14 protein-coding genes are annotated in these 13604 nt (G+C 37.7%); 8 read left to right on the top strand and 6 right to left on the bottom strand.

Annotation, left to right across the window (positions count from 1 at the left end; all coding sequences use genetic code 11):
- Window positions 1–342 precede the first annotated feature (342 nt).
- The 5 genes from HMPREF0013_RS18485 (at window position 343) to HMPREF0013_RS18505 (ending at window position 5086) form a co-directional block, all read left to right on the top strand.
- Window positions 343–615: a type II toxin-antitoxin system HigB family toxin gene (locus tag HMPREF0013_RS18485; protein WP_000770669.1), complete on the top strand. Its 273-nt coding sequence runs from the start codon at window positions 343–345 to the stop codon at window positions 613–615.
- Complete coding sequence (locus HMPREF0013_RS18490) at window positions 605–1828, top strand: ImmA/IrrE family metallo-endopeptidase (protein WP_000394712.1); 1224 nt, start codon at window positions 605–607, stop codon at window positions 1826–1828. Before HMPREF0013_RS18485 ends, HMPREF0013_RS18490 begins: the two co-directional genes overlap by 11 nt.
- Before the next feature lie 2 nt (window positions 1829–1830).
- Window positions 1831–2961, top strand: a complete 1131-nt coding sequence (locus HMPREF0013_RS18495) for a beta family protein (protein WP_000975797.1) — start codon at window positions 1831–1833, stop codon at window positions 2959–2961.
- A 389-nt stretch (window positions 2962–3350) separates the two neighbouring features.
- Window positions 3351–4235: a hypothetical protein gene (locus tag HMPREF0013_RS18500; protein WP_002117297.1), complete on the top strand. Its 885-nt coding sequence runs from the start codon at window positions 3351–3353 to the stop codon at window positions 4233–4235.
- Window positions 4232–5086 (top strand): DUF3037 domain-containing protein, encoded by an 855-nt coding sequence (locus HMPREF0013_RS18505; protein WP_002117160.1) that lies wholly within the window; start codon window positions 4232–4234, stop codon window positions 5084–5086. The genes HMPREF0013_RS18500 and HMPREF0013_RS18505 overlap by 4 nt, the downstream gene beginning before the upstream one ends.
- A 346-nt stretch (window positions 5087–5432) precedes the next feature.
- Here the strand turns inward: HMPREF0013_RS18505 and HMPREF0013_RS18510 are convergent, their stop codons facing one another.
- From HMPREF0013_RS18510 to HMPREF0013_RS18520, 3 genes are all read right to left on the bottom strand, one after another.
- Window positions 5433–6608, bottom strand: a complete 1176-nt coding sequence (locus tag HMPREF0013_RS18510) for an MFS transporter (protein ID WP_002117295.1) — start codon at window positions 6606–6608, stop codon at window positions 5433–5435.
- Between the two features lie 15 nt (window positions 6609–6623).
- Window positions 6624–7034, bottom strand: a complete 411-nt coding sequence (locus HMPREF0013_RS18515; protein ID WP_002117279.1) for a RidA family protein — start codon at window positions 7032–7034, stop codon at window positions 6624–6626.
- A 68-nt stretch (window positions 7035–7102) separates the two neighbouring features.
- A complete protein-coding gene (locus tag HMPREF0013_RS18520; RefSeq protein ID WP_025464147.1) occupies window positions 7103–8029 on the bottom strand; it encodes a DMT family transporter in 927 nt (308 codons plus the stop codon).
- Window positions 8030–8267: 238 nt separating this feature from the next.
- Here HMPREF0013_RS18520 and HMPREF0013_RS18525 point away from each other — a divergent pair, with 238 nt between their 5' ends.
- Genes HMPREF0013_RS18525 through HMPREF0013_RS18535 form a run of 3 tightly spaced genes read left to right on the top strand, consistent with a single transcriptional unit; the run spans window position 8268 to window position 11188 of the window.
- Window positions 8268–9395: a Re/Si-specific NAD(P)(+) transhydrogenase subunit alpha gene (locus tag HMPREF0013_RS18525; RefSeq protein WP_002117245.1), complete on the top strand. Its 1128-nt coding sequence runs from the start codon at window positions 8268–8270 to the stop codon at window positions 9393–9395.
- A gap of 11 nt (window positions 9396–9406) precedes the next feature.
- Entirely contained in the window at window positions 9407–9721 is a 315-nt protein-coding gene (locus HMPREF0013_RS18530; protein WP_000230434.1) for a proton-translocating transhydrogenase family protein, read from the top strand.
- Window positions 9722–9733: 12 nt separating this feature from the next.
- Complete coding sequence (locus HMPREF0013_RS18535; protein ID WP_002117259.1) at window positions 9734–11188, top strand: NAD(P)(+) transhydrogenase (Re/Si-specific) subunit beta; 1455 nt, start codon at window positions 9734–9736, stop codon at window positions 11186–11188.
- Between the two features lie 56 nt (window positions 11189–11244).
- On the opposite strand, the gene HMPREF0013_RS18540 is transcribed toward HMPREF0013_RS18535, so the two are convergent.
- From HMPREF0013_RS18540 to HMPREF0013_RS18550, 3 genes are all read right to left on the bottom strand, one after another.
- Window positions 11245–12066, bottom strand: a complete 822-nt coding sequence (locus HMPREF0013_RS18540) for an SDR family NAD(P)-dependent oxidoreductase (protein WP_002117247.1) — start codon at window positions 12064–12066, stop codon at window positions 11245–11247.
- Window positions 12067–12316: 250 nt separating this feature from the next.
- Entirely contained in the window at window positions 12317–12718 is a 402-nt protein-coding gene (rsfS, locus tag HMPREF0013_RS18545; protein WP_001047580.1) for a ribosome silencing factor, read from the bottom strand.
- Window positions 12719–12799: 81 nt separating this feature from the next.
- On the bottom strand, window positions 12800–13594 hold the full coding sequence (locus HMPREF0013_RS18550) for a hydroxypyruvate isomerase family protein (protein WP_002117284.1): 795 nt from the start codon (window positions 13592–13594) through the stop codon (window positions 12800–12802).
- Window positions 13595–13604: the final 10 nt, after the last annotated feature.

Consider the following 13604-nt stretch of genomic DNA (forward strand, 5'->3'; position numbering starts at 1 on the left):
CTATAACAGAAAGTATTTTTACTGTTATTTATTATTTAAGATCATTAGAGGTTAGTCAGACTGTAATTCTGTTAGAAAGACCGTGACTAAATTAGGTTTTGAATGAAGGAATTATGGGCAGCTTATGTCAATTCAATATCTAACATATCAAACTTTAAATATTGATTTATTTAATTAAATTTATTCTTTTATTTCAAAAAAATCTAACAAAGACCATATCACTGATAAATATTTAAGCAATTAAAGTAGTTCTCAATAATTAGTTTATGATAATTACCAAAATGGGAATTGAGTTGTATTTTGAAATGGTGTAATTTATTCCCAAATTGGGAATATTTTTAAATGAAGCTTTTAGGTCTTGAAAAAATAACAGTGATTGAGTGTGAGTTTGCTAAAAAATGGCTCATAAGTTGGATCTCTGAAATACGTGATGCTCATTGGCGGGGCGCGGAAGATATTCTGAAACAATTTCCAAAAGTATCTATTTTGGAAAATCAATGTTTCGAATTTTCGATACATAACTCTAAATGGGTTATTTGTCTACAAATCGCGTTTTCTCAAAGAATAGCGATTATTAAAGCTGTAAACATTAAAGGTGCTAACAATGGAATTTAAAGTTATTCGTACAAGAGAGCAGTATCAAGCTTATCTTGACGAAGTGCATTCTTTAATTATGCTAAATCCGGCTATAGGAAGTCCTGAGAGTGATCGGTTGGAATTATTATCGGTTTTAATAGAAGATTATGAAAATAAACAATATCCGATAGAGGCGCCTGATCCTATTGATGCAATTCTATTTAGGATGCATGAGAAAGGGTTAAAACAAGCTGATTTGGCCCCATATTTTGGTACTACTAGTAGAGTTTCTGAAGTTCTTAATCGAAAAAGAGCTTTAACCGTAGATATGATCCGAGCATTATCTGTAGGGTTGGGACTGTCGGTAGAGACATTAATTGGTTTATCAAATTCAAAGAATACATTAGATAAAAATAATATTGATTGGTCTAAATTTCCTGTTAAAGAGATGAAAAATAGGGGGTGGTTAAAAACATTTCTTGCTGATACGGCAGCATCAACTGAGAGTATTATCCAAAAATATATTGCTCAATCAGGGTTACAAATCGGCTCAGCTTCTTTTAAACGAAAGTTGTCTGGTGATGCCCAAACACCTAATACGATGTATGCACTGTATGCGTGGCTAGCTAGAGTCATTCTCCAAGCTAGAGATAAGAAAGATAGTCTAGGAAAATATGACCCTAATTTAATAAATAGTAATTTTTTAAGAGAGTTAGCTCAATTAAGCTGGTTTGAGCATGGGCCAATATTAGCAATTGAATACTTAGAAAAGCATGGAATTGCTGTAGTCATTGAGCCTCATCTTAAGGGTACGCATCTTGATGGAGCGGCATTGAAGGACAGTGACGGCACTCCTATTATTGGGCTAAGTTTACGATATGACCGATTGGATAATTTTTGGTTTACGTTACTACATGAATGCGCACATATTTGGAAGCATGTTGATGAAACAGAAGCATTTCTCGATGATTTAGATTCATCAAGTATGGAGGATCGGAGGGAGGCTGAAGCAAATCGATTGGCAAGAGAGGCATTTATACCAAGAGGAGTTTTGAGACGTACAGAGGCATTTATCTCACCAAGTAAAGAATCTATTGAAAAGTTGGCTAAAGAGTTGAGAGTTCATCCAGCAATCATTGCAGGGCGTATTCGAAAAGAGTTGGGAAATTACACCTTATTTTCAGACTTGGTTGGTCAATATCAGGTCAAGGCATTATTAACCAATTCTCATTTATTAAGTGTTGAGGAGTAGAGATGATGAAAATTCCAGAATATGTCCCAATCATGAAAGCGAAGCAAGGTGAATTTGATGCGATAAAACCTATTAGGTCTGAGCAGTTAGAATATCAAATACAGCCAACTTTCCACCCTTTATTTGAAATGCCTAATATTTATAAAGAAGGGGTTTCAAGACTTGTTGATATTAATAGCCGTTGCGAGAAAATAGGGAAATTATGGAGTGGAAATATTGCTTTAGTGGATGGTTATTTTTGGAAACCATCTGAAGCTTTATTGGAGAATGGTGAGCATTTCCTAACCTATACGTATAACAAATTGTTTGCATTAGGAGTAAAGGTAGTTCCTGTAATTGGTTATGACCGTTGGTTTGATCAAATGAGCAGTCTTTATCATCAAACAATGAAAAATTTAAATTATCCAGAGGCTCCTTATTTTTGTATTAGATTAGATGGTGAGGCAATGTATGATATTGATGAACCTGATTTTTTCAAAGAACAACTAGAATCAATTATTTCTGATTTAAAATTAGCAGAAAATAATTGTTCTATATTATTAGATTTTGGGGATGTAAGTGTCAATCGTATAACAATTGAACAGATGCTAAGCAAGTCTAGAGACTTTTTAGAAGTATTAACTGAATATGATTTTAAATACATTTCTATCAGTGGAGCTTCATATCCTTCAAGCGTTGCAGAAGCCATTGAAGATCATGATACGGATGGTCCAGTACTTCGAAAAGAAATGGTTGTATGGCAGACTTTAAGAAACATGTTCCCTAATGTTAAATTGAAGTTTGCAGATCATGGAGCAAGACATCCAGCTCCAGAAAAGCAGATTATTAATCAACATACGAATGGAAAAATTATCTACACTATAGATAAAAATTACTATGTCGTAAGAGGCCATCCATTTTCTAGAGATGGTGGAAGTCATGGGCATAGAAAGCAGCTAGCAATGAGATTAATTAATTCTATCTATTATGAAGATGTAAGCTTTAGTTGGGGAGACAATAAAATCTTTGAATGTGCGCACGGTATTAATAATTTTATAGGAAATCCTACGCAATGGGTTGCAATTGATACGAGCCACCACATTCGGTATGTCTTAGAGGAAATAGGATCTTTTGAGCTAGCTTATCAAAAATAGATCAAATAAAAATCCAGCCATTCATAAATGGGCTGGATTTTTAAATTATTTTTCAGTAATTAAATTTTTACACTAAATTTACACCATGAATTTTATTTTTGTTTCTAAGTTTTTAATAATAAATGATATTTTATTTTAGTTGATCCTATCCATCATAGGTGCGACAGAAATTCTTTTAACCATTTGATTTAATTTATTTTTTTTATTTAAGGGCGAATTTTCTGTTACACTCATGACAAATTTACCTTAGAATTTCGGAATATTTCAGCATCTATTCGTATATTCTCGCATTTATTGCACCGTATTTGTACCGCGAGTTTCGAATAAAAAAGGGTGCAAATTTATATGAATATTATGGTTAAAGCAATTTGAAGTTTAGGGAGATAGGGGTGATTGAGGTAATAGAAGAAGATGGATTTTTAACTGAATTAAAAGTTATGAGTTCCACTAGTGGGGGATGTTCGGCAACAACTATTTTGGCGCAAGTTGAATGGTCTGATGGTGTAGTGCGTGATACATATATTAAAATTTTTGACCATCAAGATCGTGTAAAAGAAATATTGAATGAAAGCTTTGGTCATTTATGTGCTAACACAGTAGGGTTAGAACAACCTGAAAAAGTAGCACTTATAAAAATTTCAGTGGATGATTATGCTCCATCTGCATCCGATCAGTATGCATCAGATAATGGATTCTATTATGCTTGGGCGTCAACTACTATTGGCTCGGAAAATCTAAAGAAAATTTATTTTAAGAATCCTGATAATGGTGGACTTCCGGATGAGTGGAAGAACTATGCTGATTTCCTACAGAGTTGGGAAAAATTCCCATGCTTAATTTCACTTGATGATTGGATAGGAAATTCAGATAGAAATCCAGGAAATATAATATTTATTAATAAAAACAGACTTGGAATTATTGATCATGGGAGATTGTTTGGTGTCCATGATTGGAGATACGAACCTGTTGATCCAAATAATGATCTTTGGATGAATCAAGCTTTAGAATGTTTTAAAATATTTTATAAGCCGAGTTTCCCAAATCATATTGCTTGTCAACCAATCTTCAACGAAGCTATTGAGCATTCCAGTGTATTTCAAATACATAAAGATATGATTGAAAGCCAAATTGTAGATATTGTAAAAATCTTAGAGCCTCACCATACTAGTGCAGAAACTTTAGTATCTGCTTTCATCAACTATTGTTTAGAGCGTTTAAAAACAATAAATATAAGGTTAAGAACGCAACTAGGTCATTTAGGAGCAACAGTATGAATAATCTAACTAGTGCTACTGAAAAGAAAAAAAATATAAAAGGTAATTGGTCTATAGTTCAGTGGGTACCTGATATAGCGACAGAAGAAACTCATAATATTGGTATTGTTTTGGATGTTGAAAATGACTCATCTTTTCGGTTCTTAGATACATTTGACAGAGTGAAATGTCTTTACGATGAAAACACTGTTATGCATTTACAGGATGTAATCGAATTGACACACGATGCTCTTGGTGTTGGAAAGCATAATTTTTCAGACCAAATAAAGCTTATCAACAAGGGGATTACGAAGGGTAGAAGCCTTGATGAAATATTGGATAGATTATATTTGAGAGCTATTTCTTTGGCTAAACCTCATGTTCAAAGAGAAGTGAGAAGAGATAGTTTTTCAATAGTGCGAAATGATGATTTTGTAAAAAGGGTTCCTAAAAAAATCAGGGAACAATTTATTAAATCAAATGATCGTGATTTAGCAAATCTATTTCCTGTAGATCAATATATTGATGTTCTTAATAACCGTTTAAAAGTTCCAATTCGCTCAAATAGCCATTATGGAAGTATTACCTCTGTAGTAACGACTAGTACTAATACGATCAATACGAATTATTTAATGGCTGCAACAGATCTTTTAGCTGCTGCAAAAGGTGATGGGAAAATTCCTACTTTCTTCGTTTTAACTCCGGCTGAGGATGAACTTGCTAAATTAGATAAAAGTAAAGTTGATCAAATTGATCTAACTATAGATCGGCTTAATTTCAAAATGGAGCAGCAAGACGTTAAATTGATCTGTGAATCTAGCGAAGATTTGTTGGTTGATAAAATGAAATTTTGGGCGAAAGAAGTAGCTTAACTCTATTGTAGTAAATTAAATAAAAAACCTCATTTTTGAGGTTTTTTATTTAATTTTTTGTACCTTATTTGTGCCTTGTTATATTTGTAATTAAATAAGATGTTGAAAGTTATAGTTTAATTTTAAATACCATCCAATCTATCATGGGTGCGACAGAAATACGAGGTTGTAACGATTGAGGTGATTGCATAACCAATAGCCCAAAAGTCGCTAAATTAATGAAAGGGCAGCATTATACGAGGTTTATGCTTGAATCGACAGGAGCATTTAACCGAGTAATTTATAACCACCCTTGTATTGAATATAGAAAGATGATTTTTAACAAATTACTTTATAGCTAAGCCATTTACTTTTTTTGTAAGAAAGCATCAATCACGCTAAATAAAATACAAAACACAACGAGCCCCACACCTGCAAAGCAAGTCATAGTCCATCCACCACGATTCCATGCAAAAATCCCTAATGCCGAACCACCAGCACCACCAATAAAGTAAGTAGTCATATAGATGGCATTAATACGAGATTTAGCATCTGGACGTAAACGGAAGATAATACTTTGGTTGCTGGTGTGAACAAGGGCAAGTGCCAATTGAATTAGAGCAAAACCAATAACATAAGCTGAAAGTAGAGTTTGTCCGAAATAGAAGCAAATCCAACTTACCAAAAACAGCCCACAGCCCATCCAAGTGAGGAGGCGTGTATACCCTTGGTCGGCATATTTACCAATATAGCGTGTTGATAATGCCCCAAAGATACCGACTAGTGGGACTAGTCCGATAAATAGATCGGGCAAATGGTGTGCCGAAGTCAAAAGTAAGGCGATGGTGGAATACAAAATACTTACTGCGGCAAAGGCGAAAGCACCTGTAAGCGCTCTTAATAATAGTCGCTTTTCCTCTTTTAAGAGTTGAGCCATGGAAACAAATATTTGTCCATAGTTCATTTTCATGCGTAAGACATAAGGCAGACGGCTTTTTAAAGTAAATGCCAACAGAAGCATTAATACGCCGCTGACGACATAGACTACTTTCCAGTGGAAAAGGTTGGAAAATAAGCCAGCTAAACTGGTAGAGAGTAAAATTCCGACCAATAAGCCACTCATTAAAAAACCAATGATCTCGCCAGTTTTTTCGGGCTTTACGGTCATTGTGGCAAGTGGGATGAGGACTTGGGCAGCAACAGAAAACAATCCCGCTAAAATTGTACCAATCCACAACATGGGTAAGTTCACCGCAAAAGCAGATGTAAATAGACCAACAGCGCAAAGCACCATCAAAAACGGAATAGCTTTGGCTTTATTGACAATATCACCCAATGGGACAATAAAGAGTAAACCGAGGGCATAAGACACCTGTGCAAATGTCACTGTTAAAGCGGCTTGTGCTTGAGTTACAGCAAACTCTTGCTGGATAGAGTGAATTAGAGGCTGACAATAATAATTCACACCTGCACATAAACCGCATGCTGCTGCCATCAACCAAAGCAAAGGTTTATTTTGACTGATATCTTCAGGGGTAGACATGACGTTCTCTCAGTTTTATTGGGTGTATGCCGTTGCTTCAACTTCAATAAGCATGTGTTCTAGTGCAAGGCGCGGCACAGGAATAAGTGTACAGGCAGGAAAAGAATGATTTTTCCATAAATTTTGCATAATTTTAATCAGAATTTGATGTTTTTCGACCGAGTGGTCAACAACTAAAACTCTCAATACAGCAATATTGCTAAGCTCTGCATTGGCCGCTTTTAAAGCATGTTGAATATTATCAAAAACTTGGTTCGCTTGTTCTTCAAAACTTGGGCTTAATTCACCTTGGGAATTTTCGCCTCCTTGACCTGCTAAATGAATAATATTCTTAAAGCTCTCCACTACAGCAACATGACTATAAGCGTTTGGCGTTGGGTTATATAAAGTTGATGGATTTATGATTTTAAAAGTTTCTTGACTCATTGGAGCTCAACCATTCATTAAAATTTAGATGAGTATCCAACCTCAACTTAAGTTGAGGTCAAGAGAATTTAATGTTTTAGTCTTTTCTTTCTGAGTGTAATCATCATGACACCGACAATATTAAGAAGGCAGCCGATCCATTGCCACATATTGAGATGTTCATTTAAAAAAGCAACGGCAAGCAAAATCGTTAAAACTGGTCCAATTGAAGCAATCATTGCAGATTGAGAGGCACCTAATCGTTCAATGCTTTGCATGAGCATAACGGTGGGTAAAACGGTAACTAAAAAGCCTAAGCCAATGCCATACCAAATTACACTAGAGGGGAGTTGTAATAGAAGTTGAATAGGTTGAGGTGTGCTTAGTGCGTAATGAGTTAATGTACCGATACAAGCCACAGTTAAGGCTAACCCTGTGAAATTCCAAGAGCCAAATTTCTTAATGAGAGGTGGCGTCAGCAACAAATAGCCAGCGAAAGCCACGGCACTTGCAAATACGAAACTTGTCCCTAACCAGAAGTTGCCCTGAATTGGTGCGTTGTTGTGCTCCTGAAGCATAACCAGCACGGTTCCACCATAACTAAGAAAAATGGCAAAGAAACTTTTTACATCTAATTTTTGTTTGTAGAGTAAGCTTGATACGATGACTGTAAGCGTGGGATATAAAAATAGAATAATTCGTTCTAAAGAGGCACTAATAAACATAAGGCCCATGAAATCGAGCCAACTTGCAAAGTAGTAGCCTAATAGACCAGCAAAAATTAAAATTAGCCAATCCTTCTTTTTTATGCCCTGATTATGATGCCTGTTAAACCAGCAAATTAATAGAAAGAACGGTAAAGCGCTTAACATACGTAAAGCCATCAGGACCGTACCGTCTACTAATGGAGAAAGGGCATAAGTCTGTTTAATAAAGATTGCTTTTGTACTGAATAGAAACGCAGAGCAAAGAGCAAAAAAAGACCCGATTTGAAACGAAGATAAAGAAATTTTCATATACAGGACTGTATAAGAGAGACTATTGTCTGCAAAAAAAGAAAAACCTTCCCATATTACACCTCTAAACAAATATCGTGAATCATCAGTTCAAAATATGGGTATTTATTAAATAAATAGTGGGTGGTATTTTAAAAAAGTTCAATTAGAATCCAAATTCTGTACAAAGAATACACATGGGGGAAACATTGCAGCTTGCAATGTTTTTGACAATGAGAAATTAGCTTGAGGAACGCTCATGCAGATCGGAATCCCAACCGAAACTGTCGTCGGTGAAAATCGTGTAGCTGCTACGCCAGAGACAGTAAAGAAGTTGATTAGCGCTGGTCATAGCGTTGTGATTGAACGTGGTGCTGGTGTAAAGGCTGCGTACATTGACAGTGCTTATGAACAGGTCGGTGCAACCATTACGGATGATGCCTATACGGGTAGTCAAATTATTTTGAAAGTTCGCGCACCACAGGGCGGGGAAATTCAGAAACTTGCAGCAAATACCGCTGTTGTAGCAATGTTTGATCCTTATCGTAATACCGAGCTAGATCAGTTTGCGAATCAACAAGTGTCTGCTTTTGCTTTAGAACTGCTTCCTCGTACGCTTTCTCGTGCACAAAACATGGATGTGTTGTCTTCTCAAGCAAACTTAGCTGGTTATAAGTCAGTTTTACTTGCTGCTGCTGAATATCAACGCATGTTCCCAATGCTTATGACTGCTGCGGGTACTGTAAAGCCTGCGCGTGTTGTGATCATGGGTGTTGGGGTTGCTGGTCTTCAAGCGATTGCAACTGCAAAACGTTTAGGTGCAATTGTTGAAGCGACAGACTTACGTCCTACAGCTAAAGATCAAGTTGAGTCTTTAGGTGGCAAGTGGTTAGACGTCCCAATGTCTGAAGAAGAGCAACAACGTGCAGCAGATGCCGCTAAAAATGGTTATGGATGGATGCCGGGTGAGCAATACATCAAAGACCAAGCTGCGATTGTAGATAAAGCTGTTTCTAATGCTGACATCGTGATTACTACTGCATTGTTACCAGGTCGTGATGCACCACGTTTAATTAAAGCTGAAACTGTTGCCAAGATGAAACCGGGTTCTGTCATTTTAGATATGGCTGTTGAAACTGGTGGTAACGTTGAAGGCTCTAAAGTTGGTGAGACTGTGTTTACAGAAAATGGCGTGAAAATTTTGGGTGTCCCAAATATTCCGGCAACTGTAGCAACAGAAGCTTCTGCATTGTATGCGCGTAACGTTTTTAATTTCGTAGAAACCTTATTCGACAAAGAGAAAAACTTTGCGATTAATCAGGAAGACGAAATCCAAAAAGCCCTATTGGTCACTCATGGCGGTCAAGTACTGCTTAAGCGTGGTTAAGGAGATTTCTCATGGTTGAAACTATTACAATTTTCGTCCTTGCCATCTTCGTAGGTTATTACGTGGTTTGGGGTGTTACGCCAGCTTTGCATACACCACTTATGGCAGTAACTAATGCGTTGTCATCTATTATTGTGGTAGGTGCGATGTTGCAAACTGTAGGTCTGCCAGTTTTAGGTGTAGATGCTAACGTTGCATTTCAAAGTGTGAATGTGGTGAGCGTACTCGGTGCGATTGCAGTATTTTTGGCAAGCATTAATATTTTCGGTGGCTTTGCAGTAACTGCACGCATGCTGGAAATGTTCAAGCCTAAGCAAAAGAAATAAGAGGGCTTTGACATGGAATTTATTCAAGCAAATGCAAACTGGTTGTACCTTGTTGGCGCAATCCTCTTTATCTTGACGCTTCGTGGCTTATCTGGTCCTAAAACAGCAATTCAAGGTAACCGTTACGGTATGATCGCAATGGCGATAGCAGTTGTAACAACCTTCTTTGTTGCGAATAACCCAGTTATTTGGATGATCGTTGGGGCAATGGTGTTAGGTGCAATCGTGGGTATTGCGCGTGCACGTACAGTGCCAATGACTCAAATGCCGGAAACTGTTGCGCTTATGCACTCATTGGTGGGTTTGGCTGCGGTATTAATTGCGATTGCTGCAATTTTACATAACAACCAACTTACTGAACTATTCGCTCAAAATGAGGCGGCTTTAACAGCAGCTGGCGTGCAGCATGCACACATGAGTAAGGTTCATTTATTTGAATTGTTTGTTGGTTGTTTCGTTGGTGCGATTACCTTTACTGCATCTGTGTTTGCGTATGGTAAATTGGCTGCGAAAAAATGGGCTAAAACAATTTCTGGTGCATGGGTTAAACCTGTTCAAGCACTTATCTTTGTTGCGATGTTGGCTTGTGGTTTCTACTTCTTTACAACTGGCAACATGACTGCTTTCTGGGCAATGACAGCACTTGCACTTGCATTTGGTTGGGTTTGGATTGCACCGGTCGGTGGTGGTGATATGCCTGTAGTGGTATCGCTTCTTAACTCATTCTCTGGTTGGGCAGCGGCAGGTATTGGTTTTACTCTTGAAAACAACATGTTGATCGTTGCAGGTTCGCTTGTAGGTTCATCTGGTGCGATTCTGTCGTACATCATGTGTAAAGCAATGAACCGTTCGATCATCAATGTATTGTTTGGTGGAGCAATGGGTGGTGCAGCAGTTGCATCTGCAGATAAAGGTGAACAAGTTCAACGTAACTACCGTTCAGGTTCTGCTGATGATGCTGGCTTCTTGATGTCAAATGCGGACAGCGTTGTGATTGTACCGGGTTATGGTATGGCGCAAGGTCGTGCTCAAAATGCGGTAAAAGAGTTATGTGAAATTCTAAAAGAGCAAGGTGTTCGCGTCCGTTTCGCAATTCACCCGGTTGCAGGTCGTATGCCTGGTCATATGAACGTACTACTTGCTGAAGCGGACGTAGCATATGAAGACATTTTGGAAATGGATGAGATCAACTCAGACTTCCCTGCAACTGACGTAGTACTTGTAATTGGTGCAAACGACGTTGTAAACCCAGCTGCAAAAGATGATCCAAGCTCACCAATTTATGGTATGCCGATTCTTGAAGCTCATAAAGCGCGTACAATCATGGTGATTAAGCGTTCTATGGCAACTGGTTATGCTGGTCTAGACAACGATTTGTTCTATAACGAAAAAACAATGATGATCTTTGGTGATGCCAAGAAAGTTGTTGAAGATATGACAAAAGCAATTAACGGTACAGGCCACTAATTTGCTTTGAAATAAAAAAACCACCTTCGGGTGGTTTTTTATTTTGAGCTGGTTTTTTAAAGAAATTTTTCTACAAGATCCATAGATTGTTGATACAGGTCACGTGCCAGTTGCTGATTTTTAGCGTGTGATGATTTCCAGTCTGGCATATGTGCACTCACATATTCACCATTACGGTTCTGCCATGCATCTCCAGTTGCCATTTCTGTAATGAGTTTTGCTGGAACTGAGGTTGGGACTAAGCCTAATTTCATCGCCGCATAGACAGGTTTGGGTAAGTCGCGATAAATATCAGAAGCGACACCGCCCGGATGTAATGCATTATTGGTAATTGAACTTCCGGCTAACTGTTCTGCTAATGCATTGCTGAATAGCAAATTCGCAAGCTTTGATTGACCATAATAGAACAGGGGATTGTAAAAGCCTTCTGCGCGAAATTTATTGGGTTTAATTGAACCAACCCAGTGAGCAATAGATGCAAGATGGATAATGCGCGCTTTAGGAGATTGTTGTAAAACTGGGAGTAGTTTTTGAGTTAATAAAAAATGACCTAAATAATTAACCCCAAATTGTTGCTCAAAGCCTTCACTGGTCAACTGTTTGGTTTTGGCAAATAAGCCTGCATTATTAATGAGTACGTCAAGGTTGCCATAGCGATCAGCAATTTCATAGGCAGCTTTTCTGGTTAATTCAAGACTATTTAAGTCGAGAGAAACGATATCGACTTGTCCTTGGTTGAGTGAGCGTAGTTTGTTTTGTGCCTCTTGTGCTTTTTGAGGATTTCGACACGCCAAAATCACATGTTGCCCTTGTTTTACAAGTTGTTCTGCTGTGGCAAAACCAATACCTGTGTTGGCGCCTGTAATGAGTATCTTCACTTTTTAGTGCTCCGGTTATGCTATTTATTGATGAGACTATAAGAATTGGTATAGTGCTGGAATTCTGACAATTTGTCATGTCAATTTTAAATAAGAGTGATGACTTGCTTGTTAGTGTTATTAAAGTTTTGTTGAGTTACCAGCTTTTCATAGAACATGAGGGTAAAGGTGGGTGTTTAAATAATAAAAGTTTCAGTAAGTGTATAAACAAAAAGCGGCTCAAAAGAGCCGCTTTTTTAAAAGCAAAATTTTATGCGACCGACTCTGGAGCAGTACGCCATAAGCTTTCTAAATCATAGAATTTACGAGCTGTTGGTAGCATTACGTGTACTACAACAAAGCCGAGATCAATTAAGATCCATTCTGCATCTCGTTCACCTTCAACGCCAATCGGGCGGAAACCGGCTTTTCGAGCTTCTTCTGCAACATTGTCAGCAAGTGCTTTGACGTGGCGAGTAGAAGTACCACTTGCAATTACAATAGCATCAGCGACATTGCTAATTGAGCTAACATCTAACTGGAGAATATCTTTTGCTTTTACATCAACTAAAGCGTCGTGGACGACTTTGAGACAAGCTTGTACGTCTTTATTTGAGGTGTTCATTGCGAAATCGTGAGAATTAGACACGCTGGGCGATGGTTCTAAATTCATATAGGGTATATTTTCCTGACAATTACTCACTATCTAATATAGTGGTTTTTGCGCTAAATTTCAAACAGAAGTCGTAACAGTTTATATATTTACATCATCAGAAAAGTATTTTTTCTTCCATGTAAACGACTGATTTGAACCATTTTCAGGTTTATATTCCGCTGCAATATAGTTCTGATATGAACTTTGCTTTAACCAAGAAAAAATTTGTTCATAAGGAATTTGAGCTGTATCAGGCTCATGGCGGCCCGGACAGTCTGCAAATTGAATATGTCCAATTAAGTTAATATTCTCTTGCAAACCCTCAAGTACATCTTCACCCATCATGGCCATGTGATAGCAGTCATATTGCATTTTGAGGGCAGGGTGATTGACTGCTTCTAGCATTTCTTGGCCCTGCGCAATGTTCTGCACCAAAAAGCGAGGCATATCCGTGCCATTAATCATTTCAAAAACGGGTTCTATATCATGTTCACTGAGTAAGTTGCAGGCAAGTTTTAAATTGGCTGCTAGTGTTTTTAAACAAGGAAGTAAGTCAGCATCTAGTGGTTGCTTACCCGCCAAAATATTAACACGAGGAACGTTTAAAGCCGTGGCATAGCTAATAGCCAATTCTAATGCCTCATGGAAAGCTGTTTCTTGGCCGGGAATGCCTGCTAAACCGTTTCCGCCTTGCATAAGATCACCTGCAGGCACATTAATTAAACAAAGGCTGAGGTTGTAGCGTTCGAGTTGAGTTTGAATATCTGCAATAGACAATTCATAAGGGAATTGAATTTCGACATATTCAAAACCCTGTGCATGGGCTAGAGCAAAACGTTCGATTAAAGGAACTTCGGTAAAAATCATGGATAAATTGACTGCAAGACGACCCATACTCAAACTC

Source organism: Acinetobacter sp. SH024 (assembly GCF_000163635.1).
Lineage (GTDB): Bacteria > Pseudomonadota > Gammaproteobacteria > Pseudomonadales > Moraxellaceae > Acinetobacter > Acinetobacter pittii.